We start from the raw sequence: 25,368 nt of genomic DNA, 5'->3' as shown, positions 1-25,368 counted from the left end.
GGTCTGGACTCGGAGCTGGATGGTTGCCTTTTCGGCAACGTCTCGATGCCGAAAAAGTGGCCTTTCCCATTTTTTATTTGTTTTACCGTTCCCCGGTCAACAACGCACGCTACCTCCGACCAACGCGGGCCCACTACTTACAAAGCTGTGGCGCCTTCACTCAAGGGAACACCACCATGCATGCAGTCCGCCTGACGACAATCAACAAGCCGCGATCCCGCACACCAGGCGCCTGGTTCCGGACGCTCTTCCTATTTACACTCTCGCTGTTCGCCTTGCACATGGCGAGCGCGCATGCCCAAACGTCTATCCGGTTCGTGCTGAACTGGAAATACGAAGGACCACAGGCGTGGTTCTTTCTTGCTCAGGATCGAGGTTATTTCAAGGCGGAAGGTCTCGATGTGTCGTTCGATCAGGGCGATGGTTCCGCAGGGTCTATCCCGAAGGTCGCGAGCGGTGCCTACGATGCCGGCTTCGGTGACATCAACGCGTTGATCGATCTGGCAGGGCAGAAACCTTCGGACGCGCCCATTGCCGTGTTTCTGCTCTATAACGTGACGCCGTTCGCGTTCGCAGTACCCGTCGACAGCCCGATTCATACCCCCAGGGATCTGGAAGGCAGAACCATCGGCGGCGGCGTCAACGATGCCACGCTCAAGCTGTTTCCAGCTTTTGCCCGCATCAATCACGTCGATACGTCGAAGGTCAAGATCACGAACATTGCGCCCGCACTCTCGGCACAGCTGCTTGATCGCGGCCAGCTCGATGCGGCGTCGACTTATGTGACGACCTTCGTTTTCGCTGATAAATCGATGGGTGTCGATCCCGCCAAAAAAATCCGCTTTATCCGGTACGACAAGTACGGCATGAATCTTTATTCAAATACGGTCTTCTTTTCCCGGACGTTCGTAGCGAACCATCCGGACGCCGTGCGCGGCTTTGTGCGGGCGCTAAACCACGCGATTCGCGACGTGATCGCCGATCCGGACGCAGGTATTACAGCCCTGATGAAGCGCGAGCCGCTTCTGAATCGTGACGTGGAAACGCAGAAGCTGCTCTTCACGCTGCACAACGACATGAGCAGCCCCGAGATTGCGCACGACGGCATCGGTAACGTGGACGACACACGACTTGCCGGCGATATCCGTATCGTCGCCGATGCACTGGCGTTGCCCCACGCACCGACGCCGCAAGCTGTCTTTGACAGTAGCTTTCTGCCGCCGCAGAACGAGCGGATCTACAAGGTCACGCCCTGAACCATTCACGCAGGTGCCCCATATGATTCCCTACACACCGCCCAAAGCTGTCAGTACGTTGCCCATCGTCGATCTCGCGCTGCTGGATTCGGACGACCCGTGCGACCGGAATGCGCTCGCGGAGCAAGTCCGTCGCGCGTGCCTCGATACAGGATTTTTCTATGTGCGACAGCACGGCGTCGCGAACGACATCATCGAGCGGCAGTATGCACTCAGCCGCACTTTTTTCGATCTCGACCTCGAGGCCAAACTGCGTGTCGCGCAACATCGTTCGCCAGCGAAGCGCGGTTATGAACCGCAGTCGGCGCAGACACTGGATAACGGGTCTCCGCCTGACCTGAAGGAAAGCTTTCGCTTCGGACGCGATCCCGAAGCCGGAAACCCCTATAGCGCGCGCGATCTGCCCACCTATGGGGCGAGCCAGTGGCCAGCGGAATCGCCGGGCCTCGGCGAGGCAATGCTGCCGTACTACGACGCGATGATCGCGACAGGCGATCGCATTCTTCGCGCCATCGCGCTTTCGCTCGAACAGGCGGAGTCGTATTTCAAGCCGTTTTATCGAAATCCGATGGCGACTGTGCGGCTACTGAAGTATCCGCCGAACCCGCGTCACGCCGAATTGAACCAGATCGGCGCGGGCGCTCACACCGACTGGGGTGGCATCACAATCCTCTCGCAGGACAGTGTGGGCGGTCTCGAAGTACAGAACGTCGCTGGCGACTGGATCCATGCGCCGCCCGTTGACGATGCGTTTATCGTCAATATTGGCGATCTCATGGCACGTTGGACTAACGGGCGATATCGTTCGACGCTGCATCGGGTCAAGAACAGCGCTCAGCATAAAGACCGTTATTCGATCGCATTCTTCTATGACCCGGCCTACGATTCGCTGATCGACTGCATCGCGTCGTGCCAGCACGATGCACAAGACCGCCAGTTCCCCGCCTGCAACGCTGGAGAACATATCGCCGAGATGCATCGGCGGACTTCCACGCGAGCCTAGCCCAGTTCAACGCGCGGATCGGAAAACAGCCGGTCCGCGCTCAAGCGCTTTTATCGATCGCGTCTTCTTCGAGTCCACGCTTCAGGTGCTCGATGAACGAATAAGCGATGACCGGTAGCTGCCGGCCGCGCAAGGCGGCCAATGCCAACGTGCCCTTCGGGAATCCGCGATCCTCAATATCGCGCGAGACGAATGGGCCGCCGTCGTTCACAGCGCCGATATGAATCTGAAAGCTCAACGCCTGTTCATACTGCAAATAGCCACGCAGGAACTCGAAGCTATTGCATTCCACTACTGGATGAAACCGCAGCGACCGTCTTGAAAGGAAGCGGTCGAGCAACTGTCTTCCACCGATCTCCGGGTTCGGCATCACAAGCGGATAGTCCGCGCAATCGCGCAAGCGAAGGGGACCTTCGTCCTTCGCCAAAGGATGCGTGCGATGCATCATCACACAGAGCCGTTGCTCGAACTCCGCGATGCGTTCGATATCGGGCTCATCCGAAAGATTGAAGACAAGTGCGAGGTCTGTGTCGAACATACGCAGCGCGCTGAGCGCCTGCACATGATCCGCAACGCGAATCTGGAAACCGACCAGCGAGTGACGCACGCGAAACGACGCCACCATTTTGGGCAGAAACGCCGAAGCCAGCGCCTGACTCGCGACGAGCCGCACCGACCCGCGCCGCAGTCCCTGCAAGTCTTCAATCTCCGAGCGCACGCGGTCCAGTTCGGCCGCACGCGTGCGCACGTACTGGATGAATAACTCGCCTGCGGCAGTCAGGCGCATGCCGCGCGGCAAGCGCTCGAATACCGGCGTTCCCAACTCGTCCTCGATATCCTGTATCCGTCGCAGTACCGCCGACGGCGCCACGTGAAGCCGTTCGGAAGCCTGCCTCACGGAACCGGTCCGGGCAACTTCATCAACGTAGTTCAGAAAGCGCAGATGGTTCATGGGTCCCTGTTCCTGCTATTGAAGTCATTCGCGCGTAACGAAACGCGCACATCAGTGATCGACAAGACGGCTTGATTGGCCGAATGACCTGCACTGCTCGCGGGCAATCGCGCATGTATTCGGGCATTGCGCACCAATCCGAAACCTTAATCAACTGGATTCGCGTGGCCCTCCAGGTGTCGGCCAGCCATCGGCTCGCGCCGTATTGAAACACACGGGGCCAGCAACTGGTCGCGTCACGCTTTGTCACGCGAGGAGCCGGTTACGGCTAAAGTCCGGCCCATATTCGTTGATCGGTGACTGTTGCTGATACGGCAACGCAAGTTTGCTAAATCGGCTCCTTTCATGAACGGAGTATGGCACGCCTGCTGCATTGCATTGGGCATGAAAAAGAAACCACACATCCCTTTGCCACAGGCCCTCGACGCAAACGCGCCGTTCACGCCGGGCCCCTCCCGCGACAACGCCTGGACTGTCACTGACGGTCGCGTGAGTCTGGTACGCCGTATTCAGAAACCACGGCCCGTGCTCATCGATGCGACGCCGCAGTCACTCGAAATCGATGTGGCGCGCAGCGCTGTCGTCGTGATAGACATGCAGAACGATTTCTGCCACCCCGAGGGCTGGTTCGCCCAGAAGGGCATTAGCGTCAAGGCTGCGCGCAAACCGATTCCTGTAATCAGCAAGCTCTTGCCGGCGTGGCGAAAAGCAGGCGGTAGCGTGGTTTGGCTCAACTGGGGCATCCGTGCCGATCTCGCCAATCTGAGCGCCACGATTCACTTCAAGGGCAAGCGCTCACGCGATGGCGTCGGCTACGGCGAAGCCTCGCCGCTTGATCGTGGGCCCGCTCTCGTGCGCGGAGCGTGGGGCGCTCAGGTGATCGACGAACTCAACGTCGAACCCACCGACATCGCGGTTGAAAAGCACCGTCTCAGCGGCTTCTGGGACAACGAACTTGATTCCATCCTGCGCAATCGCGGCATCACAACGCTGCTGTTCGTCGGCATTAACACGGACCGCTGCGTGTTTTCGACCCTGCAGGACGCCGCCTTTATCGGGTACGACTGCATCCTTCTCGAAGACGCCTGCAATACGTCGTCTCCGGCCTATGTGACGCGTGCAATTCATTTCATCGTTCAGCAACTGCACGGCTTTGTCGCACGGGCGGACAACCTGATCGACTCACTTTTGATCAAACGTTAGGAGCTGTTTCTAATGCCGTTTAGTCTTTTCCGTCGCGCGAGTGCGACTCTCACTGTGGCCAGCGCCGTTGCACTCGGCGCTCCGCTTCTGGCCATGTCGGGCATCGCGTCGGCCGCGACCCCGATCAAAATGGTGCTTAACTGGAAATACGAAGGACCGCAGGCGTGGTTTTTCCTCGCGCAGGATCGCGGCTATTTCAAGGCTGAAGGACTCGACGTAACGTTCGACCAGGGCGAAGGCTCGGACGCGTCGATTCCGAAGGTCGCTTCCGGCGCCTATCAGGCCGGATTCGGCGACCTCAATGCGCTGGTTGAACTGGCGGCGAAAGAACCGGCGGCCGCACCCGTCGCTGTCGACGTGCTGTACAACACACCGCCATTCGCCGTGGTCGTCAAAAGCGGCAGCCCGATCCACACGCCGAAGGATCTCGAAGGCAAGAACGTCGGGGCACCGGCCAATGATGGTGCGCTGAAACTGTTCCCTGCATTCGCGAAGCTCGCCGGCGTCGATGCGTCGAAGGTCCATATCACCAACATGGCGCCTAATCTGCGTGAGCAGATGCTGATGCGCGGGCAGGTCGACGCGATCTTCGGCTACATGACGACTATCACGTTCAGCACCCGCGCGATGGGCGTCGATGCCGCGCACGATCTGCGCTTCATCCGCTACGGCGACTATGGGATGAACCTTTACTCGAATGCCGTGTTCTTTTCGCGCGACTTCATCAAGGCCAATCCAGAGGCCGTGCGCGGTTTTCTCATCGCGCTCAACCACGGCATTCGCGACGTCATCGCCGATCCAGACGCAGGTGTTGACGCGGTGATGAAGCGCGAGCCGCTGCTTAACCGCGATGTCGAGAAGGCCAAGCTGCTCGCGACCATGCACAACGACATGAGCGCGCCGGAGATCGCGAAGATCGGCCTCGGCGATGTCGACCAAAACCGCCTGAAGCGCGACATCTCGATCATCGTTGACGCCGCGAGTCTGCCGCGTACGCCCGCACCTGCAGATGTGTTTGATAACCACTTTCTTCCGCCCCGCCCGGACCGTCCGTCGGCCATGTAGGCCTTCACCCATCTGCGAGAAACGCATATGAATCTGAATCTGAAAGACAAGGTCGTGGTCATCACCGGACCTGCAAAAGGCATGGGACGCGCAGTCACGCTGGCGTTCGCCGCTGAAGGCGCGAAGCTGGTTCTGACCGGTCGCGACGTCGCTGCCATCGAACCGGTCGCTGACGAAGCCCGGCAACTCGGCGTCGAGGCGATCGTCGTCCAGTGTGATCTCAGCGTCAGCGCCGACACCGATGCGCTCGCATTGAGGGCGCTTGCTGCGTTCGGCCGCATCGATGTGCTCGTGAATGTCGCGGGCGGTTCGGGCCCGATTGGCAAGAAAGGCTGGGAAACCACCGAGGCGGAATTCGACGACATCGTTCGCGTGAACATGACGGGCGCTTTCAACGCAATGCGCGCGCTGATGCCCGCGATGATCGAGCAGCGCTACGGGAAGGTGGTCAACGTAGGTGGCACGTTCGGCATGCGCGGACGCTCGGGCCGGATGGCCTATTCAGCCTCCAAGTGGGGCTTGCGCGGCATCACGAAGAGTTTCGCGCTCGAAGCCGGACCGTACAACATCAACGTCAACTGCGTGGCGCCTGGCATGGTCGACGGCCCGAGGTTTCGCGAGAAGGTGTGTGCAGACATGGCCCGCTCGCTCGGCATTAGCGTCGAGGAAGCAATGGAGCGTCACGCCGCCGACTACGCGCTCAAACGCGTTTCGACCGATGAGGACGTCGCTAACGCGTGTCTGTTCTTCGCAAGTGACGTATCACGACAAATCACAGGTACCGACCTGCCGGTGGACGGCGGTTGGGCCATGCTTTAAGGAGAAGAAAAATGAGTCAGATTGATCTTGTTATTCGCGGCGCGAAAGTCGTCTCGCCCGAGCAGATTATCGAAGCAGCTGTCGCCATCGACGGCGAAAAGATCGTGGCAGTCGGTCACGACGATCTCATGCCGTCGGCCCGTGAGGAGATACGTGCAGACGGCCTGTATCTGCTGCCCGGCGCCATCGACAGCCACGTGCACTTTCGCGACCCCGGCTATCCGCACAAGGAAACGTGGCGCACCGGTTCGGCGGCCGCAGCGTGTGGTGGCGTCACGACCGTGTTCGAGATGCCCAACACGAACCCGGCAACCGGCACGCTGGAGGCGCTGCGCATCAAACAGCGTGCAGCGGAAGCATCGTATGTGGATTTCGGCATTCATGGCCTGCTCGGCGATGACACCGTCGAGCGCCTCGAAGAACTGCTCGACGGCGGTGTGACGAGCTTCAAGGCGTTTGTCGGCAATACCTTCGGCAATCTGCCGGCACCGACCGACGGTGCGTTGCTCGAAGGCTTCGAGAAGCTCGCGCCGCTCGGCATCCGCACGGTTGTCCACGCCGAAAATTCGTCGATTCTGTTCCGTCGGCAGAACCGCATGCAGGACGCCGGCCGTATCGACGCGATGGCACATCTGGCCGCGCGTCCGGCAGTGGCAGAGATCGAAGCGATCACGCGCGTGCTCACGCTCGCCGAGTGGACCGGCGCGCGCGTGCACATTGCGCATCACAGTTCAGCGGATTCCCTGTTTGTGCTGCGCGATTTCAAGCTTCGCGGCGTCGATGTCACGGCGGAAACGTGCCCGCAATACGTGTTGCTCAACACCGATCATATGAAGAAGCTCGGCGGGATCCTCCGTCTGAATCCGCCGATCCGGGAAGCGCGCAACAACGATCCGCTGTGGAATGCCTTGCTTGACGGCACCATCGACATGATCGCGACCGACCACGCTCCGCATTCGCCGGAAGAGAAGACGCGCGAAAATATCTGGGAATGCGATTGCGGATTCCCGGGCGTCGAAACGCAGATGGCGCTGATGCTCACCGAAGTCAATCGTGAGCGTGCAACGCTGATGGACTATGTGCGCTGGAGTTCGGTCAATCCTGCGAAAGCCTGGGGCATCTACGGTCCGAAGGGCGTGATCGCACCGGGTGCGCATGCGGATATCGCGATCGTCGACATGAACCGTGCGGGAATACTTTCGCAGAATCAGCTGCAGAGCATCAGCAAGATTTCGCCCTGGAATGGGAGAGCCGTGCGCGGATATCCGCTCCATACGCTCGTGCGTGGGCGCTTTGTCATGCGCGACGGGAAGCTGGTCAAGGATGCAGCGGGCTGGGGTCGTTCGGTGAAGAACGTGCAGGCGATGCCCAAGGCCACGCCGCGCAACACCGAGCACTACATGAGCGCGATCCTCAAAACGCCGGAAGGCGTGCGGCCGACAGCCGAACCGGTCGATACCGAAAGCGTCTTCGTGAATGGGCTGTGAAGCGGACAGCGATATGGCCTGTAATTCCGTTCGCTCGCGTTCTGCGAGCGGCGGTTCCGGAAAGGAATCATCGTGAACTCATCCCTGATTGATCTATCGGATGTCAGCGTGCGGTATGGCGGCGAAGGCGGCACGATCGCACTCGACCGCACGCGCCTCGAGATCGAAAAAGGCGACTTCGTCGCGCTCGTCGGACCCAGCGGTTGTGGCAAGTCGACCATTCTGAAGCTTGTTGCCGGGCTCATCCAGCCGACCTCGGGCGCAGTCATTGTCGGCGGACGTGAGATGGGCGCGGCAGGTGTCACACCTACGCGTATAGGCCTTGCCTTCCAGAATCCGACGATGCTGCCCTGGCTGACCATCCGCGAAAACGTGATGGTCCCGCTGAAAATCGTCGAGCCATTTCGCTCGGAGTATCGGCGCAAGAAAAAAGGCGAATTCGCGGAGCGCGCCGAAGCACTGCTTGCCCAGGTTGGCCTGAAGGACTTCGGGCATAAGCGGCCCTGGCAACTTTCTGGCGGCATGCTGCAACGCGCGTCGCTCTGCCGCGCGCTGATCCACGAGCCGGAGCTGCTGCTACTCGACGAGCCCTTCGGTGCACTCGACCAGTTCACGCGCGAGGAGCTGTGGGACATCATGCAGACGCTCTGGATAAAGCGCCGTCCGACCGTGCTGCTCGTCACGCACGACCTGCGCGAGTCGGCGTATCTGGCCAACCGTATCTGTGTGATGAGTTCGCGCCCCGGCCGCATCCTCGAAGAACGCCGCGTGACGTTCGACCGGCCGCGCACGCTCGAAGCGAGCTATGCGCCCGAGTTTGCCACGCTGGTTCAACAGCTACGTATGCGCATTGCCGAAGCGCGCTCAGCTGCGGACACGCCGCGCGAAGTAGCAGGGTTATCGGCAGTCGCCGCAGCCCCCGCCATTGAAGAACCGGAGCAGGCATGAAAATCAGATCCGAGCGGCTTCGTCGCAACCTGCTGTCGGCCAGTGCGCTGGTCGGCTTCTTCCTGATATGGGAACTGGCGTGCCTTGTGTTTCACGTCTCGGACCTCGTGCTGCCGCGCCCGAGCCAGATCATCGTCGTGACGGTAACCAAGATGCCGTTGCTTTGGCCACATGTCGTCCAAACGTTGATGACGACGCTCGCAGGGTTCGCGCTCGGTGTGATTTCGGGCGTGCTGATTGGCGTGATCATCGGCTCGTCACGCGTGGCCTACGACGCTGCCTATCCGCTGCTGGTCGGCTTTTCGAGCATTCCGAAAGTTGCGGTCGTACCGATTTTCGTGCTTTGGTTCGGTTCAGGAACCGTCCCGGCGATTCTGACCGCCATGGTGATCAGCGTCTTTCCGGTGGTCGTCAACGTCGCAACGGGTCTCGCGACCACCGAGCCGGAACTCGAAGATGTATTCAAGGTGTTGGGCGCGAGCAAGACGGACGTGCTCTGGAACGTCGGTCTGCCGCGTTCGCTGCCTTATCTTTTCGCCTCTTTGAAGATCGCAATTACGCTGGCCTTCGTTGGCGCGGTGCTGTCCGAGACCGTGGCGTCCAACAAAGGCATCGGCAACGTCATGATGATCGCGAGTGGCAACTTCAATGTGCCACTGGTTTTTGCCGGACTGTTCATTCTTGCTGTGCTTGGCGTGGTGCTCTACGCGATCTCCGCGCTGGTTGAGCGAAGGCTCACCGGGTGGACACAACGCAAATCCCACAACGCCGCTTAGCGACCCACGGTGCGGTGCAATTTCAGCATCGCACTTCATTATCAAACTGGAGCAATTCTTTTCATGACCCGACTACGCATCACAGCGGCAGGCCAAGCGTTCGAAGCGGAAACTCACCCAGACGCGCCCGAAACCGTCAACGCGTTCCTTAGCCTCCTGCCGTATCGGCAGAAACTCATTCATGTTCGCTGGAGCGGCGAAGGATGCTGGGTGCCACTCGGAGATTTCAAGCTCGAAAATGGCGGCAAGCCGGTCGGTTTCGAAAACCACACAAGCCACCCGTCCGTGGGAGATGTTCTGTTCTATCCTGGTGGATACAGCGAAACCGAAATTATTCTGGCTTACGGTTCGTGTTCCTTCAGTAGCAAGATGGGCCAGCTTGCAGGTAATCACTTTCTGACCATTGTTAAAGGCGTCGAGAATCTTCGGGCGCTCGGGGTCAAGGTGCTGTGGGAGGGGGCGCAAGACGTCCTATTTGAACTGATCTAAATGGCTGTACCTTGCCGCCGCGACACTGCGAGCGATCAAGGCGGCACCTACTAATTGTCACTGCTGCCGTTATGGCGCCATCGGCACTGAGAGTGGTGGTCGACGGCAGCGTGATTGCGGCTCCAGTGTTTTATCTGGGCCGAAGTCGAGTTCAATCTGCAACAGGGAGGGCTCAACGATATCCACACACTTCGGAGTGTCCGAAACTGAGACTGAAGCCGACAGTCACGTGAAAATGCCGACTGACCGCTCCGGGTCGAACTGGGTCGGTCATCATCGGGCAGTGTTCGGCTCAGCTTGTGTGAAAACGTACGTCAATCGCCTAAACTGAAGTAACGTATTCAGGCCGGGTGGACAGATGAAGCGATTCGTCGAAGGCGAAGACCGTAAGCAGGCTGTCCTGCTGCCTGAGGATCTCGAGGACTATGTGTCCGACGACAATCCGGTGCGTGTAGTCGACGTCTTTGTCGATGAGCTTGATCTTCGTGATCTCGGCTTTGACGGAACCGCTTCCGCAGCAACGGGACGACCCTCGTATCATCCATCCGTGATGCTCAAGATCTACTACGGTTACCTGAACCGTATTCAATCCAGCCGTCGCCTTGAACGCGAGGCCCAGCGCAACGTCGAACTCATGTGGCTCACGGGTCGCCTGGCGCCTGACTTCAAGACCATCGCGCGGTTTCGTAAAGACAACGGCAAGGCCATTCGCAGTGTATGCCGTCAGTTTGTCATGCTCTGTCAGCGTCTCGACCTGTTCTCCGATGCATTGGTCGCAATCGACGGCAGCAAGTTCAAGGCGGTGAACCATTGCGACCGCAACTTCACCGGCGCCAAGCTCGAACGACGCATGCGCGACATCGAGTCAAGTATCGCTCGCTATCTCGCGGCGATGGACACAGCGGATCGGCATGAGCCAGCAATCGCGAAGGTCAGGACAGAGCGACTGCAGGACAAGATTGCGGCCTTGAAAGAACAGATGCGAAGCCTCAAGGAGATCGAGGTCCAACTCAACGCGGCACCCGACGGACAGGTATCGCACGGATCCGGATGCCCGTTCGATGAAGACACGAGGAACGGGAGTCGTCGGCTACAACGTCCAGACGGCGGTTGACGCGAAGCACCATCTGATCGTCGCGCACGTCGTTACCAATGACGGCATTGATCGTGATCAGTTGACGTCGATGGCGAAGCTTGCTCGTACAGAGATGGGTGTCGACAAGCTCACCGCAGTTGCAGATCGCGGCTACTACAAGAGCGAAGAGATACTCGCATGCCATGAAGCTGGAATAAGCGTGTTCGTTCCAAAGACGGTGACATCAAGCGCAACGGCTCATGGCCGCTTCAGCAAGGACGATTTCATTTACGACCCACAGACGAACGAATATCGCTGTCCGGCAGGCGAACGGCTCATCTGGCGATTCTCGACCGTTGAGCGCGGCCTGAAACTCAGTAAGTATTGGAGTTCGAATTGCCAGCAATGCCCGCTAAAAGGGAACTGCACGCCAGGTCCTCAATGTCGCGTGACACGCTGGGAACACGAAGCTGTTCTTGATGAGATGCAGACACGACTTGATCATGCGCCTGAGATGATGCGCATCCGGCGACAGACTGTCGAGCACCCGTTCGGCACGATCAAGGCATGGATGGGCGCCACTCATTTCCTGACGCGGACAATAGAGCGGGTGAGCACGGAGATGAGCTTGCACGTGCTGGCGTACAACATCAAGCGAGTGATCAGGCTACTCGGTTCCGAAGCGGTTATGAAGGCGATGCGGGCGTGACGCCCGTATGGGCTTGTCGAGCCTTCGTGATGTGTGTGGTTGTGATTTGACGTTCGGCTTGCCGCCATTGACATGCGGCGATCCGCGCCGAGGCAGGTTTCGTCAATTCCCAGTGGCTAAGTGTTTTGACACGCTCTGGGCCAAAAAGAGACAGTCGCCGACGTGGGTTCGAACGGCCGTATTCGGATAAAAATCGGACGCTCGTGCAAACGACTCGCGCCGCATGTCCCGCAGGTTAGGTATGGGCCATTCACAAGGGAAATGAATCTTTTCAGAGTACTCGCGGCGCTGGGGGATCAATGGCGGTCTCAGTTATCGTAAGTCTCCTAGGATAGGGTTGTTACATTCCTTCAGGTCGGGCCGTAGCCTGTCGTATCCTCCAAATAATTTCGTGGCACTCGCACTCGCGCCGTTCGAGACTCCGCCGATCCAGCATCCAGCATCCAGCATCCAGTATGGTCGTGGCATTGTCTTCAGGACCAGCCGCTCGGCAGCTTGTGACCGATCACACCGCCCAGACAGGATGTGCGGAACTGATGGACGTGCAAAGGGTTACACTAGTTTGGACGTTGGCAGGTTAAATGCTGGTCCTACGCATGTGAAAACTGAATGGAAGGAGGCACGATTCATGATTCAGATGTCTCAAACCCCGTCACGTCGACGGGCTGCAGTGGCTGTCATGGCCATTCTGATGGCGATGTCCGCACTCCCGGCACAGGCGCAACACTACTCGCGTGGAGGCGGTGGCCGCGGACGACCGCCGTCCCATGGCGGTGGCTATCGCGGTGGTTACCACGGTGGTGGTGGCGGTAGTGGTGGTGGCCTGATCGTCGGAGCGTTGTTGGGCGCGTTCGCGGGCGCAGCGATTACAAGTGCTTTGCAACCGCCGCCAGCAGTGGTGTATTCCTCACCGCCACCGCCACCGCCACCAGGGGTCGCTTACTATCCGAACAACTACCCTCCTGGTTATTGATTGCCCAGTAATCAGATCCAATCCGGCGGTTCGTTAGCCGTCGTACGATGTGCGTGCTGGCGGCCATCGCCAGCCGATTATTCAGACCGAGCATCCCCACATGAAAAACTCCGTTCGTAAAGTATTTGTGCCTGCATTATTGACGTTTGTCTTCGCGAGCGCTTCGGCATGGGCGCAGACGCCTGCGAGCAGCGCGGTCGCAAAGTCGCCAGACGCGCGGGCTGTCACTCACGCGCAAAAGCATCAGGACCTCGTGGAGCAGCGGATCGACGAATTGCATGCTGAATTGAAGATCACGGACCAGCAGTCGCAGCAATGGGATGCCTATTCGCAGACCATGCGCGACAACGCAAAAAGCGCCGATCAGGCTTTTCATGCTCGAGCAAAACAACTGCCATCGATGAATGCGGATGACTCGATGAAATCATATGCGGCGCTCACCCAGATGCATGCCGAGAATATGCAGAAATTGTCTACCGCATTCAGTGCTTTGTACGCCACGCTGTCGGACGACCAGAAAAAAACTGCGGATGTGCTGTTCCGGAATGAACATCCGCATGGAAAACAGAGTGGTAGCCGTCATAAGCACAAGCCCGCTGCAGCGAGTGCTGCTTCCGCACCGTCGCCTGCTTCCAATTAGCGGATCCGGCCGGTAACCTGGAGAGGCGTTCGGTTGCAGACCGGACGTCCGGATGAGTTATCGTGCAGATAAGCGCGTGCTATTCGCAAAAGACGCGAAGCAGCGTAGATTGCCCCAGTCAGCAGGACTGGATGCGTGCGGCGTAGTCGCTGGTCGCGCATTACGGGTTGATCATGCCCGTTTCGGGTGTCAACCTTTCCGATGCGGTTCGCGGTATCTACATCGTTCAGGACGATGGGCAAACAGATAGACGATATTCCTCTGGCACAACGTAGGGCTCTTGCCGCCAGGCTTTTGTTGAATGGTGAGGGTACTAGCGAAGTGTCCAGGAAGGCTCGGCTGAGTCTTCCGACTGTGAGCAAGTACAAGGGCCTGGTTGAAAGGGACGGCGCTGACGCCCTTGTTCGCCTTCGCATCCACGGGGGACCCTCGCGACTGGATGATGCTTCGCAAAGCTGGCTCGTTAGCGCGATCAAGCACTCTCCTGGGCTTCACGGCTATCCGGGGCCGACCTGGACTATAAGCCAACTGCGCGAACTGATCTTTCGGCGTTTCGGAGTCCAGTTTTCAGCCTCACATGTTGGCTACCTTGTTCGGGGTTACGGCCTCGCATACCGACTCACCTATTCAACTTTAGAAAAGGCGTCGCCTGCTACCGCTCAGAAATCGCGGAGCGACGTCTATGCTATGCGCCGAAGGATTGCTGCAAAGATGCTACTCGATGGGGACAGTGTCGAGCGCGTCTCGAAAGCGCTCAACATCAGCGCGCGCACCATTACAAAATACAAATCAATGGTGGTTGTTGATGGCGTTAAGGCTGTTGAACAGATTAAGTCATCCGGGCGCAAAGCCACGCTTGGCCCCGAAGCCCTTGAGTGGTTACGGGGGGAATTGGAAGGCAGCCCCATGGGCCACGGCTATGAAACCGAGCTCTGGCGAAACGGGGATGTTCAAAAACTGATCAACGACAAGTTCGGCATTTACCACTCCAGCGGACATGTGAGAACCCTCGTCGGGAAGCTCGGATTGGAGCGCAGGATGCGACCACCGAAGCAGCGCACGGAGAAGAAGCGCCTGACGATCAATAATGAAACGCTGGCATGGCTTGCGGAAACTGTTAAGGACTCGCCGCGAGTGCACGGCATAGACGCTGATCACTGGACGAACGCGCGTTTGCGCACAGTGCTTCATCAGCGGGTAGGTGTTGAATATTCTCGTAGATATATCTGGGAAATTGCCTTCCGCGCCGGGGTGGCAGACCTCCTTACAACGCGGCGGGGTTGATCAATTCATCCTGGCTGACCACGATCGCCCACCCCGCTAGCTGTCTGCTTCAGCGCGAACTCCGGCCCGTCGATTTTTTACGAGAGGCGGCAGTAATGGGTTGCGTGCAGCCGATCGATGACAGCCGGTGACCGGCCACTTTCGGTCGTTCGACACAATGCGCCCAACGGCCGCTATCTGGCACCATCGATGTGACGCGAAACACATCGTGACGTATCCCCGGCATCTATCCCACGCCGTCGCCTGTGACAGATATTGGAACAGGCAACGAGCAAGCGCGTCACGGCGAACAAACTCGCAGATGCAATCACCTATGCCGAGGGATTTCGCCGCTCGGCAGGTCTCGCCTTTTACTTCCTTTTCGGCGTCCTTCGTTTGGCGTCGCGTGGCAATGCCGACTGCCGCGCGACGATCGCCTCTACGATGCGCGGCAGGCATACGCCGATATTGCTCACCGACATGTTCTGGGCGGCGACCTGCACCCCTTCCAGCACGAACATGATTTCGCTCGCGGTATCGTCGGGCGACGCGAGACCCGCTGATTTACACAGCCTCGCAAGACGTTTCAACTGACGCGCCTTGTGTTCCTCGATCAATTGGCGAGCCGGATGATTGCGATCCGGCAGTTCCGCGATCGAGTTGATAAATGGACAACCGCGATGCGACCACGCGGCGACTTCGTCGGCTATGAAGGTCGCCCAGCCGAGAATCTGTGCTCGAGAATCGCCCGCGTGAGCCGACTCAATAGCGTCAAATGCAGCCCAATAATGGGCCGCTACCTTTCGCAGCCATTCGACCACTAAGGCATCCTTGGACTGGAAATGGCGATACAGCGCCATTTTTGTGGTGTTGGCACGCGCGGCAATTGCTTCGACGCCGGTTGCACGAATCCCTTCGGCGTAAAACAGCTCGGCCGCAGCGGCTAGAACACGCTCGCGCGGCGGCAACGGGCGCTCCACATCCTTTTCGACAATCTGAAAATTTTTCATATCGCATTGACAATGATACCGATTGGTATCAACATACGGACCTCGTAGATACCGACCGGTATCATACCATGATGGCTCCGTGGTCGTGCCGGGTCGTGTCGCCATCATCCGTCATTGGAGAAAATCATCATGAAGCTGTCCGAGTATGTGAGCTACGACGCCGTCGGCCTTGGCGAGCTCGTCTCCCGCGGAGAAGTAAGTTCGCAAGAGCTTTCGCAAACTGCCCTTCGTGCATGTGAAGCGGCTGACCCACACATCAACGCAGTGATCGAAACCTGGCAGCCGGAGCCGGCGGACCTTGCACCCGAATTGGGAAGTAGATCGCCACTCGCAGGCGTGCCGTTCCTGATCAAGGATGTCGGCGTGACGATGGCCGGCAGGAAGCTCGAATTCGGCAGCCGTCTGTCTGAAGGGTTCACGGCCGCCGCTGATTCGATCCTGATGCAGCGCTTCCGCAGCGCTGGGCTTGTTACGTTGGGACGAACGACTACCCCCGAGTTCGCGTGGAGCGGCACGACGGAATCCGTGCTGTGCGGCCCAACGCGCAACCCATGGGATACGGCGCATGGCGCAGGTGGCTCCAGCGGCGGTGCTGCGGCGGCAGTCGCCGCCGGCATCGTACCGCTTGCTCACGCAACCGACGCGGCCGGCTCGATTCGCATTCCATCGGCCACTTGTGGCGTATTCGGCCTCAAGCCGACCCGTGGCCGCGTCTCGAACGGGCCTTCGCTCGACGAGACAATCAACGGACTTGCAGCACAGCTCGGCGTCAGTCGCTCGGTGCGTGACAGCGCGGCATTGCTCGACGCCGTGCATGGAGCGACCAGCGGAGAGGCGTTCATGATCGCGCCACCGTCAGCGAGCTATCTCGCGCAGGTCAGTACGGCGCCGGGAAGCTTGCGGATCGGCATGGTGTCACAGGCATGGGGTGGGCAGCGTACGAGCCCCGCGATTCTTGACTGTCTGGCGGCAGCATCGCGGCTCTGCGCATCGCTCGATCACGAAGTCGAAGAAGCAGGGATGCCTTTGGGCGTCAGTTGGGATGCGTTTGTCCATGCAAGCTCGGTCCTGTGGGCTGCCAACATCACTGCATGGATAGAAGATATGGCTGCGGCGATGGGGCGCAAGATCGACGCGACGACGCTTGAGCCGCAAACGCTCGCAGTGTATCGAACGGGGCTTGAAATCAGTGGCATCGAAATCATCCGTGCGCTTGATTTGCGAAACGCAGTAACCCGCTGCGTGTCATCGTTCTTCTCCCGCTACGATCTGTTGCTGACACCGACGTTGCCCAATGTCGGGCCGGACATCGGCACGTACGCGCTGGGTGCCGAGACAATGAACGGGCACGAATGGACTAGTCGCGTATTTGGCAATTCACCGTTCACGCCAGTCTTCAACGCAGCCGGATTACCTGCAATGTCGGTACCGCTCTTCAACGACGGAGCAAGCGGTTTGCCCATCGGCATGCAGTTCGTCGCATCGGCAGGTCGGGAGGATTTACTCTTTCGTGTTGCCGGTCAACTTGAACGAAATCTGCCGTGGGCGACGCGGAAACCGAGTATATGGGTGGGATCGACGATGGATTGAAAATGCCGATTCCTCGCTACATCACTGGTTAGGACGCGATGCGGCGGTTCCATGGGCCTGCCCGTGGAAACCCGGCAACTACAAGCCAGCAACGGACCTTCGTTATAGATGGGCGAAGGTCCGTTTGGGGTCGAACTGAGCCGATTGGCGTCGGGCCGAGTTCGGCCAATTTGAGACGTTCACAAGTGAAAAATGTCGGATATCGGAACGACTGCTTTCCACGCGGACCTCGTCGCTCAACCGAGTACGCAAGCCGACGCCATGCATTCGATTTATCCAGAGTGCCCGGACGTTCGTTTGAGCAATCGGACTATTCACGCAATGAGAAGCCTAACCCGAGGGTTAGCGATGGCCCCGCACGTAGGATTCGATTGCTGTCACCGCCGCGCGGACGTGCGATTGCTTGCGCAGGTCACGGTGATAGACAAGGTAGAACGGTTGAATGGGTCCCGCGACATCGGTTTCGACGCGAATCAGGTCGATGTTGCGCGGATCGTTCTCGAGGAATGCGGCAAGGCCGATCCCTTGGCGAACCGCCTCTACGATTGCGTCCATCGAGCTTGAACGGAAGGCGAATCGCGTCGCCCCAAGCGAACGCGTCCATTGCTCATGCGGCAGACCCTTCCAGCGTTCGTCGAGTCCGACAAACGGATGCGCTGCGGCCTCGCCCTTACCAAGCCGCCGTGTGGGCAGGTGGCGCCGGACATAATCGGCGGACGCGAACAAGGCGAACCGAAAACTGGCCAGATGCTTTTCCACGAGCACATTCGACGTGGAGCGTGTGAGACGAACGGCGATGTCAGCCTCACGTGCGGCCACATCCGCCATCCGGTTCTCTCCTACCAGTTCAAGATCGACAAACGGGTACGCCTCGCGGAACGCCAGCAGCGAGCGGGCGAGCGTCAGGGCCATTCCATCAGGCACGCTGACCCGCGTCGACCACGCCGATCATGCGATCGCACCACGCGAGGAGCTGCTGCTGGACGAGCCGCGCGCAAACGTCGAAATGCTGGTGCGCGATTTCGAGCCGCTGGACTGGGTCCATGCCGACTGGCAGATCCTGAAAGTGCGTCTTGACGGCGGACATGGTGAAGATTCGGTGAAAAGGCATAAAGGTCTTGCTGCAGCACAGGGACCACCAATACGGCCATCGCATCCCGCACGCACGGTACGGAAGGTAGATGTGATTCGGACCGGCTGCAGGCCGGGTCGCTAGTTTGCGCGCTGGTGGGATTCACCAGCGCTTTCGATCTGGTAACCCGTCTACCGCGGCAGCGGCCTCCACTTCGTACATCACGTACGGATCTCGGTTCGGGTTGTAGACTTTCGGAAACTGGATATAGCGTTCGCCGTCGATGTTCACGGACTGCGCGTGGTGAGCGAGTTTTCGGTAGCGCGCGGCGTCCTTGAGGATCGGCTCAATGGGCCAGCAATCGGCCGCAACAACAGTCGCGTCAACCAGCCGCCGCGCAAGCATCGCAAAAATCGGCCCTCGAGTTGCCCACTCGTCTTCTGTTCGCGCCAGAAGGTCGAGTACAAACTGTATGTCTGCTGCGCCGAGTTCTTTCTCAATGAGATTCTGGATGTCAGCCGTCTGGGTGGGGGGGCGGTTCAATCGCCTGTTCCAGATCAGGCCGACATGATCCAGTGCGCGGTCCATGTCGTCGCCGACCGGATGCCACGGCGTCGCCATGCCGCAGTCGTCGCAGTGGATGTTGACAATTTTTTCGATCTGGGGGGCACCCGGCGGTCGGGGCATGGTATCGCCGATTTCCGGCGGCCCCATGTCCCGACCGAAGCCGCCATAGTCGAACCCGTCGTCGCCGAGTTGCGCTGCGGCCCGCTGCGAACGGCCAACGGTGGGGCGACCGCCGCAATGGTCACAGGGATAAAGTTGCTCGTACATGCGGGAAGGATAAATGTTGAGAAAGTTGGCTGCATTATTGCCTCTGTAGGTTTTTTCCAAAAGCGGGAACAACGCGCATTCCAAACCTTAATATCAGTGATTAATCCAGATATACCCGTCTGTTAGGTCCGACCCAATAGGTCCCCTTTTATCCTTGGTGAAGTGGGACTGACCGGTCGGCCAGGGATTTGCCCACATCGCTCATTAAAACGTCGCCGTTGCCCGGCCGGAAGCACTCGCCGTCAGTGCGATGCTGGAATTTCGACCCGTGACATCGCATCCGCGTGCTATGTCTGATCGGACAGGGCGGTGTGTGACAGCAACGAGCCCACATCCTGGCGGAAGAGCGCTTCTGAATGGTCGAGGAACGCCTCGAAGCTTTTTTCACAACGGCGGTTGACCGACGTGCTGGGGCTGGCGATCTTCCTGTCGGTGGGATCGTAGCCCGCAGCGCGCAAGGCACCGAGGCTGCCTTCGTCGCTCATGAGCCAGAAATTCCAGCGAATCGTGAAATACCACCATGTCTTCGCGCTCTCGAGTTCAGCCCAGCTCGCGCTGAAGTCGAGTACCGATCCCAGGCTGCTAAAGAAAACGCAGCGAATCCCGCTCGCGTCGGCCGTCGCAGCGACGACCTGGCGGCCGCCGGACAGCGTCTGGGCGTTCTGCCATGCTGAGCCCAGAGCGGCATAGCGGCATTGCCACTCACTCGAGCGTGAGATAAAGCGGTTCATGAAGAAGGATTTGCCTTGCACGTGGATCTCCGGTGAAGCCGACGAAAGCCGGCGTAAATCCAGATTGCCTGTGAGCGAGAGAAGTCAAGCTGCAGGATCAACGGCGAATCCGCCTATCTGGCCGGCGGAAGCACTACCCGCGAAACGGGGGTTCGGTCGACATCCCACTCGAGCGCGGGTATGCCGCGCTGGTGCCGCAACTCGCGCTTCGCTTCCTTGCGCGCTTCGTAGGCGGGCATGCCATTCATGCCACACACCTCGACGTGATAACGTTGCGGCGTGTCGGTGAGTTCGAAGTCCGGCAGCATGTCGTCGCCCTTCGCCGTGCGCATCGGTTTTTCGAAGGCGCGATGTTCTGCTACCAGTCTGTTTGCGAGCGCGACCTCGTGGATCGAATCGCACGGAATGAATGCGTTCGAGCAAAGCATCGCGGCGAGATCGACCAACCGGAGGTGCCCCTTCGAGGTGCGTTCAACGAGGAGAATCGCGACGACCCGCGCGCTGCGATCGCCGAGAGCGCGCCACGCGTGGGGGAAGGTCTTCTCTGCATGAGTGATCAGATCAGTGCTTCCATAGTATTTCCGGGCACTTTGGCGAAGGCTGAGCGCGTAACCATACTGCGTGCGCGCGAGCTCGTTGATCTCGCCGACGATCAGCCCGCGACGATTCGTTTTGCCCTCAATGGTGATGCCGTCGAGAAATGCATCGAACTCGGCGTTGATCGCTGCACGGTCGGCCTCTTCGTACCGACGCATGACGTACAGCGCTTTCTGCGCGGATTCCCCGTTAACTACGGCGTCGCCGAGTTCGGTGAGCAGCATCGCGTTGCAGGCGGCCCAATGGCGACTTGTCGCGAGACCGTTCCACCGGTTCAGGCCCGACGCCATCCACAACGTCTGGAGGAAGGCGAGCAACGTCGCCGCGCGGCGCGACGTGGTCGGCTGGCCAGCGACGGTGGTGCGCTGCGTGCCGGTCGAGACCTCCCGTTGTGCCAGCGCGATATCGAGTTTCGCGTTGATCCCCATCGGCGTGACGACGATAGCAGCGCTTGTATCGCCTCCTGCGGCGGATGATTGTGTCTCAAGGTCCTTGTAGAACAAGCATGCCGGCTGGCCTGCGCTGCCGGAGAAGTGGCGGTGGCCATCCTCAGGCCATCCCGCGAGGTGGCAGAACTTTCCGTAGCGCCGGATCACGAGGCGAAGCGGCTCCGCACGCGTGGCGCACAGGCAGATGGCATACCCGGGCGTCACCTTGGCGCGTTCGAGCCGTGACACATAGCGCGCCGGGTTCTCCTGCACGTCGCTCAGCGGGTGTTCCGCGTTGTCGAAAGACACGTTGGGCATGACGACTCCGTTCGATCAGTTCACCGCTAATGGACGCTCGGGCTGATATTCGCGACCGGTCGCTCTGTCGGTAAGAAACCACTCGCCGCTTGTCAGACGCGTGGCGTGGCAATGAGGGTAGTGGGCTTGCAGCCGCTCGCGCTCAGCTTCGATGGCGATCCGTTCCTCTTCGTATTCCCGGGCCTTGCGTCGTTCGTCGACCCGAGACCACCAGGCGACGAGGGCTGCAAGCGCGAGCGCGCCACCGAGCGCGCCGTACCCTATCCACGATGGAACGTTGAAAGAAATGCACAGCCGTTGAACAACCTCGCCAACGAGGACGGCTGCGAGCGCCAGGGGCCAGTATTCAAACAAAGGCATGAGAGCGTCGTTCTCAGGCCGCGCGCGCGGTGCGGCCGCTGTTACCGGCCGAGGTGTCAACGGAGCGCGACACACCGACGTCACCCCTGGCCACAGTGCCCGTGATGCGGCGCAGTCGCTCGTCTACCGCCCGCTGGAAGACGTTTGTGATGGGAAAACGGCTCGAGAAGAAGCCCGTCGCTCCGCTCACGAGCATGCTGAATGTCGCCGTCATCGTGAGAACCGTTCTGGCCAGTTGGCCGAGCATCAGCGTCGTCGAAGCAATCGAGGGCGCGGCGGCCATGATCCTGTAGAACGGCATCAGGTTGTGAAGAACGTTCTCCGGTGCAAGAGCCGTGGCGACAATAAACCACCAGAACAGCAGCACCGGCATTGCGATCCCAGTTACCACGAGACATTTGATGAGGAAACGAGCGACCTCAATGAACTGGCCGACATAGTTCCGGGGATCGAGCATCGACTGGATGCGCAGCTCGATGTAATCCGGCTCGGGAATAGAACCAGCGACGACTCCGTTGATCAGGACAAGGCAGTCGGTCGATCGGGCGGATTGCGCAAGCTCCGATCGGAGTCTGGCCAGCTTTTGCTTACGGGCGTACTCGACCGCGAAAGCTGTAAGTGCGGCAAGAGCTGCGGCCTGAATTGGCGAGCTACCGCCGGTCACCGCAATCATGACCGCGAAGAACGTCGCGAAGAGGGCTGAAACGAGGGCGGCGGAGCCCCAGAACTGATTGCGGATTCGGAGATTGGTCACTTTGCGCCTATGGTTTGCGATTCGATGTGGTCAGGGTTTGTTGTGCGCGCCGGTAGCGGCTGCAATGGCCATGGTCGGAGCCAGATACCGGAGCGGTGGCGCGAGTCAGTGGTAAGCGACGGTTCGCCGATGGCTTCGGCGAGCTCGACGAGGAGCGAATCGTTGTCTTCGAGCCACAGCAGAACCCATGGGTGCGTGCGTAACAGATCGGGCGCCTGCGCCTGCAACAGTTCAACGAGTTCGCGGGTTTCGTCGATTCGTTTGATCAGCCGGCGGCAATCCCGGCCTGCCAGTCGCTCGACGTGGGAAGGGGGAGAGCGGTGGAGTAATTTCGCGATCAGTTTGTGCATGTGTCTTCCATGGCGTTAAACGATGACTTCGACCAGATCTTCCTGGCCGCGCCAGAACGATTGGTCCCCGTCGTCCATCACAGTGACGATGCCGGTCTCGAGATCATGGTCGGTCACCACGCCCTCGCCGAAGCTGGCGACATCCGTCTGGTAATAGACCCGGCGAAGCTTCAGCGAATCAGGGTCCCACTGCTCGATCGGTTCGGTCATGGCATTCCTGGGAAGGGGAACGCACGTGCGTGCGCGTGCATTGATTCTTGCCGGATGTGGAGCCAATGGACGGGCGAAAGCGGTGGCGATTTCGGGAGCTTTCGTGACGATGCCAGGGCAACCACCCGGGCTCGTTGTCGCGCTTAGGTCGAAAGCTGTATGGTTTCCCGCACCATTCCGGCTAAGGGCGCGTAACGAGTTGCACGCACGGGCATGCTGCGCAATTTGCAGGCACCGCCGACGAAGGGCACGTCGGGACTGTGATTCGACGGACTGTCCACAGGCTTATCCCATCCACTCTGTGGATAACCTGGGCGTGGCAAAAGCTGGGTGGTTTGTCGGCGCATTCGGACCTCCTTGCGGTAAGCAACCGGCTACGATGACTCGATCCACTGCGTCGCTGACGCATCGACCTGGCCCGCGCAGAGCGAGCCTATTCTTAACCCCGACGGGACTCACGCCCGTTGCGGATGTGTTTCCGTCTTACAGCAACGGAAGCACTTGTGAAGTCACTGCGAATCCTTCGCCTTGTGAAGATGATCTGCCACACGAACGGCCTGCCTCAGGCGGTGCTTCTGCAGATCGTCCGATCAAGGGACCAGTACAGCCCTCTTTACCGAACAGCCGCGCTACGTCACCTGGTGTTTCATGCACCGCTTTCGGTGACTGGCGGTCGGCCGTTTGCTGAGCGCCGCCGGCGGGTGCGCAAGCACTACGTTGTGTAGGCACGCTCAATCCAACGTTTTCCTATCCCTCTGGGGCATGTCCCCAAAGGGCATGCCTCGTCCGTTTCAGGAGTCAGGCATGTACAACCATCTCATCGAAACTTTCATCGACGCACAGACTGCGGCATGGCGTCACTACAGCGCAATCGCTGCGACGGAGAAGCGCCTCTTCGCGGATATGAGTGATCCGGCCGTCAGGGTTCCCGGTACCGGCGAGATCGTGGAGGAATTGCAGCGCACGTATTCAGTCCTCGCCGATCGCATTATTACCAAGGCACGGCAGCAGTTCGCCATCGGAGCTGCACGGCCTGTCGTTGACCGTAAGTCGGTCTTCGAACAGGCAGGCTTCGATATCGAACGTTCGCTACTGCTGGGCAAAGCGCCGGATTTTGATCGCCTGTGGCTGGTGTTGGCAACGCAGCTGGGCGGAATTCGCGGTCCGGCTGGAGAGCAGCAATGAGCCGGCGCCAGCGAGTCGAGCGCGCTGCAATGGGCGGCGACCCCTACAAGACCGAACTCATCAAATCGATGCGAGAGTTTTCGCATTCGCATGACCCGTACACGGTGTTTTCGGACTTCGTCGAGATGTGCGCGCTAGCGCTCAGCAATCGCTTCGATCACCCGCAGTTCGATGCGCGGGAGAAGCGTTACCTGGACATCGTCGGCAAGTACAAGGCTGAGGAGGTCCAGCGGTTTGCCGCGATGTTTGCGGCGTTGCAGATGTGCTATCGCACGCGCGTGGATGCGATTGGCGATCCGGGATGTCCCGGGATTCCGGGCGACGGCCTGGGCGACGTGCTCGGCGAGATCTTTATGGCGCTGGAGCTGGGGAACGATCGCGCAGGGCAGTTCTTCACGCCCTATAGCGTCTCGTTGCTCATCGCGATGATGACCGTCGGCGACGCCGCTTCCGTTCGGGAGAAAGGATTCGTCACCCTCCAGGAACCGGCGTGTGGGTCGGCCGGAATGGTGGTCGCGACGGCTCAGGCAATGCATCAGGTCGGGTTGAATTACCCCGAGACCCTGCACGCTACCTGCGTTGATATCGATCAACGCTGTGTTCACATGGCGTATGTCCAGTTGTCGCTGTTGGGTATCCCGGCCATCGTTGTGCACGGTAACGGCCTCTCACTCGAGGTGTGGGGTGTCTGGTACACGCCAGCGCACGTTATGCTTGGTTGGGGTCGCAAACTCAGACGACGGCGCGAAGCGGAGGCTAAGAGCATCATCGCCGGGTACGCGGAGCCGCCGGGCAGTTGCAACGAACCGGGAACGACGGCTCCAGACGGACACGCGCCGGGGTTGGCCGTTCCGGAGGTCGCTTCAACCGCTGATGGACAGCATCACGCAGCTGAACAGGAGGAAGGCGACGTCGCCGTCGCGGTCGATGCTGATCGTGCGGAGATGCAGTTCGACGCACAAACATCTATAGCAGCCCTGTTCGAAGAGCTGACCGGGCAGGCGACTGCTGTGAAAGCAGAGAACACGATTTTTGATCGTATCGAGCAGATGACCCTGTTTTGACGTAGTTGTTTTCGCAAGTTAGTATTTTTCTGTGGAGCGATCCACCATGAAGTAACGTGTGCTACGGCCCGATCGCGAGATCTGGCTTTTTTTCGCCTGCGGCAAGTCTCTAAGACGCCATGTTTTTTGCGTCTTTCCGCCGCGTCCGCTGAGACACCTGACTGTATCGTTGCTCTACCTTCAGCGTCATTGACGCATCGATCCGCC

The 25,368-nt window shown here is 59.5% G+C and carries 26 protein-coding genes and 1 pseudogene; 16 read left to right on the top strand and 11 right to left on the bottom strand.

Annotation, left to right across the window (positions count from 1 at the left end; translation table 11 throughout):
* Positions 1 to 23: 23 nt before the first annotated feature.
* The gene (locus tag ACUN0E_RS00520; RefSeq protein WP_445565243.1) at positions 24 to 1,256 is read left to right on the top strand and encodes an ABC transporter substrate-binding protein; all 1,233 of its coding nucleotides are present in this window, start codon (positions 24 to 26) and stop codon (positions 1,254 to 1,256) included.
* Between the two features lie 22 nt (positions 1,257 to 1,278).
* Entirely contained in the window at positions 1,279 to 2,259 is a 981-nt protein-coding gene (locus ACUN0E_RS00515; protein WP_445565242.1) for an isopenicillin N synthase family dioxygenase, read from the top strand.
* A 40-nt stretch (positions 2,260 to 2,299) separates the two neighbouring features.
* Here the strand turns inward: ACUN0E_RS00515 and ACUN0E_RS00510 are convergent, their stop codons facing one another.
* Positions 2,300 to 3,211 carry a LysR family transcriptional regulator gene (locus ACUN0E_RS00510; protein ID WP_445565241.1) on the bottom strand — a complete coding sequence of 304 codons (912 nt, stop codon included), beginning with the start codon at positions 3,209 to 3,211 and terminating at the stop codon, positions 2,300 to 2,302.
* Positions 3,212 to 3,595: 384 nt separating this feature from the next.
* Here ACUN0E_RS00510 and ACUN0E_RS00505 point away from each other — a divergent pair, with 384 nt between their 5' ends.
* The 11 genes and pseudogenes from ACUN0E_RS00505 to ACUN0E_RS00455 all read left to right on the top strand — a co-directional run bounded on the left by ACUN0E_RS00505 (position 3,596) and on the right by ACUN0E_RS00455 (position 14,679).
* The gene (locus ACUN0E_RS00505; protein WP_445565240.1) at positions 3,596 to 4,414 is read left to right on the top strand and encodes a cysteine hydrolase family protein; all 819 of its coding nucleotides are present in this window, start codon (positions 3,596 to 3,598) and stop codon (positions 4,412 to 4,414) included.
* 12 nt (positions 4,415 to 4,426) lie between these two features.
* Entirely contained in the window at positions 4,427 to 5,479 is a 1,053-nt protein-coding gene (locus ACUN0E_RS00500) for an ABC transporter substrate-binding protein (RefSeq protein WP_445565239.1), read from the top strand.
* Positions 5,480 to 5,506: 27 nt separating this feature from the next.
* Positions 5,507 to 6,298: an SDR family NAD(P)-dependent oxidoreductase gene (locus tag ACUN0E_RS00495; RefSeq protein ID WP_429253777.1), complete on the top strand. Its 792-nt coding sequence runs from the start codon at positions 5,507 to 5,509 to the stop codon at positions 6,296 to 6,298.
* Between the two features lie 11 nt (positions 6,299 to 6,309).
* The gene (locus tag ACUN0E_RS00490; RefSeq protein WP_445565238.1) at positions 6,310 to 7,785 is read left to right on the top strand and encodes a dihydroorotase; all 1,476 of its coding nucleotides are present in this window, start codon (positions 6,310 to 6,312) and stop codon (positions 7,783 to 7,785) included.
* Positions 7,786 to 7,857: 72 nt separating this feature from the next.
* On the top strand, positions 7,858 to 8,733 hold the full coding sequence (locus tag ACUN0E_RS00485; RefSeq protein ID WP_445565237.1) for an ABC transporter ATP-binding protein: 876 nt from the start codon (positions 7,858 to 7,860) through the stop codon (positions 8,731 to 8,733).
* Positions 8,730 to 9,509 carry an ABC transporter permease gene (locus ACUN0E_RS00480; RefSeq protein ID WP_445565236.1) on the top strand — a complete coding sequence of 260 codons (780 nt, stop codon included), beginning with the start codon at positions 8,730 to 8,732 and terminating at the stop codon, positions 9,507 to 9,509. Before ACUN0E_RS00485 ends, ACUN0E_RS00480 begins: the two co-directional genes overlap by 4 nt.
* A 63-nt stretch (positions 9,510 to 9,572) precedes the next feature.
* The gene (locus ACUN0E_RS00475) at positions 9,573 to 9,998 is read left to right on the top strand and encodes a DUF3830 family protein (protein WP_445565235.1); all 426 of its coding nucleotides are present in this window, start codon (positions 9,573 to 9,575) and stop codon (positions 9,996 to 9,998) included.
* Between the two features lie 358 nt (positions 9,999 to 10,356).
* Positions 10,357 to 11,782, top strand: a pseudogene (locus ACUN0E_RS00470) (IS1182 family transposase).
* Positions 11,783 to 12,461: 679 nt separating this feature from the next.
* Positions 12,462 to 12,755 carry a hypothetical protein gene (locus ACUN0E_RS00465; RefSeq protein WP_445565234.1) on the top strand — a complete coding sequence of 98 codons (294 nt, stop codon included), beginning with the start codon at positions 12,462 to 12,464 and terminating at the stop codon, positions 12,753 to 12,755.
* Positions 12,756 to 12,855: 100 nt separating this feature from the next.
* Positions 12,856 to 13,395, top strand: a complete 540-nt coding sequence (locus ACUN0E_RS00460; protein ID WP_408521445.1) for a Spy/CpxP family protein refolding chaperone — start codon at positions 12,856 to 12,858, stop codon at positions 13,393 to 13,395.
* Positions 13,396 to 13,749: 354 nt separating this feature from the next.
* Positions 13,750 to 14,679, top strand: coding sequence for a winged helix-turn-helix domain-containing protein (locus tag ACUN0E_RS00455; protein WP_445565233.1), 930 nt, complete (start codon positions 13,750 to 13,752; stop codon positions 14,677 to 14,679).
* A gap of 350 nt (positions 14,680 to 15,029) precedes the next feature.
* Here ACUN0E_RS00455 and ACUN0E_RS00450 read toward each other — a convergent pair whose 3' ends face one another.
* Positions 15,030 to 15,626, bottom strand: coding sequence for a TetR/AcrR family transcriptional regulator (locus ACUN0E_RS00450; protein ID WP_445565232.1), 597 nt, complete (start codon positions 15,624 to 15,626; stop codon positions 15,030 to 15,032).
* A 171-nt stretch (positions 15,627 to 15,797) separates the two neighbouring features.
* On the opposite strand from ACUN0E_RS00450, the gene ACUN0E_RS00445 reads away from it, so the two are divergent.
* Entirely contained in the window at positions 15,798 to 17,258 is a 1,461-nt protein-coding gene (locus tag ACUN0E_RS00445) for an amidase (protein ID WP_445565231.1), read from the top strand.
* A gap of 342 nt (positions 17,259 to 17,600) precedes the next feature.
* On the opposite strand, the gene ACUN0E_RS00440 is transcribed toward ACUN0E_RS00445, so the two are convergent.
* The 9 genes from ACUN0E_RS00440 to ACUN0E_RS00400 form a co-directional block, all read right to left on the bottom strand.
* On the bottom strand, positions 17,601 to 18,182 hold the full coding sequence (locus tag ACUN0E_RS00440; protein WP_445565230.1) for a LysR substrate-binding domain-containing protein: 582 nt from the start codon (positions 18,180 to 18,182) through the stop codon (positions 17,601 to 17,603).
* On the bottom strand, positions 18,175 to 18,345 hold the full coding sequence (locus ACUN0E_RS00435; protein ID WP_445565229.1) for a hypothetical protein: 171 nt from the start codon (positions 18,343 to 18,345) through the stop codon (positions 18,175 to 18,177). The genes ACUN0E_RS00440 and ACUN0E_RS00435 overlap by 8 nt, the downstream gene beginning before the upstream one ends.
* 147 nt (positions 18,346 to 18,492) lie before the next feature.
* Complete coding sequence (locus ACUN0E_RS00430) at positions 18,493 to 19,236, bottom strand: Lar family restriction alleviation protein (protein WP_445565228.1); 744 nt, start codon at positions 19,234 to 19,236, stop codon at positions 18,493 to 18,495.
* Positions 19,237 to 19,451: 215 nt separating this feature from the next.
* Positions 19,452 to 19,916, bottom strand: coding sequence for a hypothetical protein (locus tag ACUN0E_RS00425; RefSeq protein WP_445565227.1), 465 nt, complete (start codon positions 19,914 to 19,916; stop codon positions 19,452 to 19,454).
* A gap of 92 nt (positions 19,917 to 20,008) precedes the next feature.
* On the bottom strand, positions 20,009 to 21,238 hold the full coding sequence (locus tag ACUN0E_RS00420; protein WP_445565226.1) for a DUF1173 family protein: 1,230 nt from the start codon (positions 21,236 to 21,238) through the stop codon (positions 20,009 to 20,011).
* Positions 21,239 to 21,253: 15 nt separating this feature from the next.
* Positions 21,254 to 21,598 (bottom strand): hypothetical protein, encoded by a 345-nt coding sequence (locus ACUN0E_RS00415; protein WP_445565225.1) that lies wholly within the window; start codon positions 21,596 to 21,598, stop codon positions 21,254 to 21,256.
* Between the two features lie 13 nt (positions 21,599 to 21,611).
* A complete protein-coding gene (locus ACUN0E_RS00410; protein ID WP_445565224.1) occupies positions 21,612 to 22,352 on the bottom strand; it encodes a hypothetical protein in 741 nt (246 codons plus the stop codon).
* Positions 22,349 to 22,702 carry a hypothetical protein gene (locus tag ACUN0E_RS00405; RefSeq protein WP_445565223.1) on the bottom strand — a complete coding sequence of 118 codons (354 nt, stop codon included), beginning with the start codon at positions 22,700 to 22,702 and terminating at the stop codon, positions 22,349 to 22,351. Before ACUN0E_RS00405 ends, ACUN0E_RS00410 begins: the two co-directional genes overlap by 4 nt.
* Before the next feature lie 15 nt (positions 22,703 to 22,717).
* Positions 22,718 to 22,912 (bottom strand): hypothetical protein, encoded by a 195-nt coding sequence (locus ACUN0E_RS00400; RefSeq protein WP_408521454.1) that lies wholly within the window; start codon positions 22,910 to 22,912, stop codon positions 22,718 to 22,720.
* Between the two features lie 804 nt (positions 22,913 to 23,716).
* Here ACUN0E_RS00400 and ACUN0E_RS00395 point away from each other — a divergent pair.
* Both ACUN0E_RS00395 and ACUN0E_RS00390 read left to right on the top strand, forming a co-directional pair.
* Complete coding sequence (locus ACUN0E_RS00395) at positions 23,717 to 24,097, top strand: hypothetical protein (protein WP_445565222.1); 381 nt, start codon at positions 23,717 to 23,719, stop codon at positions 24,095 to 24,097.
* Between the two features lie 29 nt (positions 24,098 to 24,126).
* Positions 24,127 to 25,161: an N-6 DNA methylase gene (locus ACUN0E_RS00390; protein ID WP_445565221.1), complete on the top strand. Its 1,035-nt coding sequence runs from the start codon at positions 24,127 to 24,129 to the stop codon at positions 25,159 to 25,161.
* Positions 25,162 to 25,368 lie beyond the last annotated feature (207 nt).

The sequence above is a fragment of the Paraburkholderia sp. D1E genome, assembly GCF_052682275.1.
This window is presented reverse-complemented; position numbering and strand designations above follow the sequence as displayed.

What these genes read in the sequence shown, in the direction of transcription:
- ACUN0E_RS00515 (WP_445565242.1), top strand. Translation starts at nt 1,279, where the DNA reads ATGATTCCCTACACACCGCCCAAAGCTGTCAGTACGTTGCCCATCGTC.
- ACUN0E_RS00510 (WP_445565241.1), bottom strand. Translation starts at nt 3,211, where the DNA reads ATGAACCATCTGCGCTTTCTGAACTACGTTGATGAAGTTGCCCGGACC.
- ACUN0E_RS00505 (WP_445565240.1), top strand. Translation starts at nt 3,596, where the DNA reads ATGAAAAAGAAACCACACATCCCTTTGCCACAGGCCCTCGACGCAAAC.
- ACUN0E_RS00500 (WP_445565239.1), top strand. Translation starts at nt 4,427, where the DNA reads ATGCCGTTTAGTCTTTTCCGTCGCGCGAGTGCGACTCTCACTGTGGCC.
- ACUN0E_RS00495 (WP_429253777.1), top strand. Translation starts at nt 5,507, where the DNA reads ATGAATCTGAATCTGAAAGACAAGGTCGTGGTCATCACCGGACCTGCA.
- ACUN0E_RS00490 (WP_445565238.1), top strand. Translation starts at nt 6,310, where the DNA reads ATGAGTCAGATTGATCTTGTTATTCGCGGCGCGAAAGTCGTCTCGCCC.
- ACUN0E_RS00480 (WP_445565236.1), top strand. Translation starts at nt 8,730, where the DNA reads ATGAAAATCAGATCCGAGCGGCTTCGTCGCAACCTGCTGTCGGCCAGT.
- ACUN0E_RS00475 (WP_445565235.1), top strand. Translation starts at nt 9,573, where the DNA reads ATGACCCGACTACGCATCACAGCGGCAGGCCAAGCGTTCGAAGCGGAA.
- ACUN0E_RS00465 (WP_445565234.1), top strand. Translation starts at nt 12,462, where the DNA reads ATGGCCATTCTGATGGCGATGTCCGCACTCCCGGCACAGGCGCAACAC.
- ACUN0E_RS00460 (WP_408521445.1), top strand. Translation starts at nt 12,856, where the DNA reads ATGAAAAACTCCGTTCGTAAAGTATTTGTGCCTGCATTATTGACGTTT.
- ACUN0E_RS00445 (WP_445565231.1), top strand. Translation starts at nt 15,798, where the DNA reads ATGAAGCTGTCCGAGTATGTGAGCTACGACGCCGTCGGCCTTGGCGAG.
- ACUN0E_RS00435 (WP_445565229.1), bottom strand. Translation starts at nt 18,345, where the DNA reads ATGTCCGCCGTCAAGACGCACTTTCAGGATCTGCCAGTCGGCATGGAC.
- ACUN0E_RS00420 (WP_445565226.1), bottom strand. Translation starts at nt 21,238, where the DNA reads ATGCCCAACGTGTCTTTCGACAACGCGGAACACCCGCTGAGCGACGTG.
- ACUN0E_RS00415 (WP_445565225.1), bottom strand. Translation starts at nt 21,598, where the DNA reads ATGCCTTTGTTTGAATACTGGCCCCTGGCGCTCGCAGCCGTCCTCGTT.
- ACUN0E_RS00405 (WP_445565223.1), bottom strand. Translation starts at nt 22,702, where the DNA reads ATGCACAAACTGATCGCGAAATTACTCCACCGCTCTCCCCCTTCCCAC.
- ACUN0E_RS00400 (WP_408521454.1), bottom strand. Translation starts at nt 22,912, where the DNA reads ATGACCGAACCGATCGAGCAGTGGGACCCTGATTCGCTGAAGCTTCGC.
- ACUN0E_RS00395 (WP_445565222.1), top strand. Translation starts at nt 23,717, where the DNA reads ATGTACAACCATCTCATCGAAACTTTCATCGACGCACAGACTGCGGCA.
- ACUN0E_RS00390 (WP_445565221.1), top strand. Translation starts at nt 24,127, where the DNA reads ATGGGCGGCGACCCCTACAAGACCGAACTCATCAAATCGATGCGAGAG.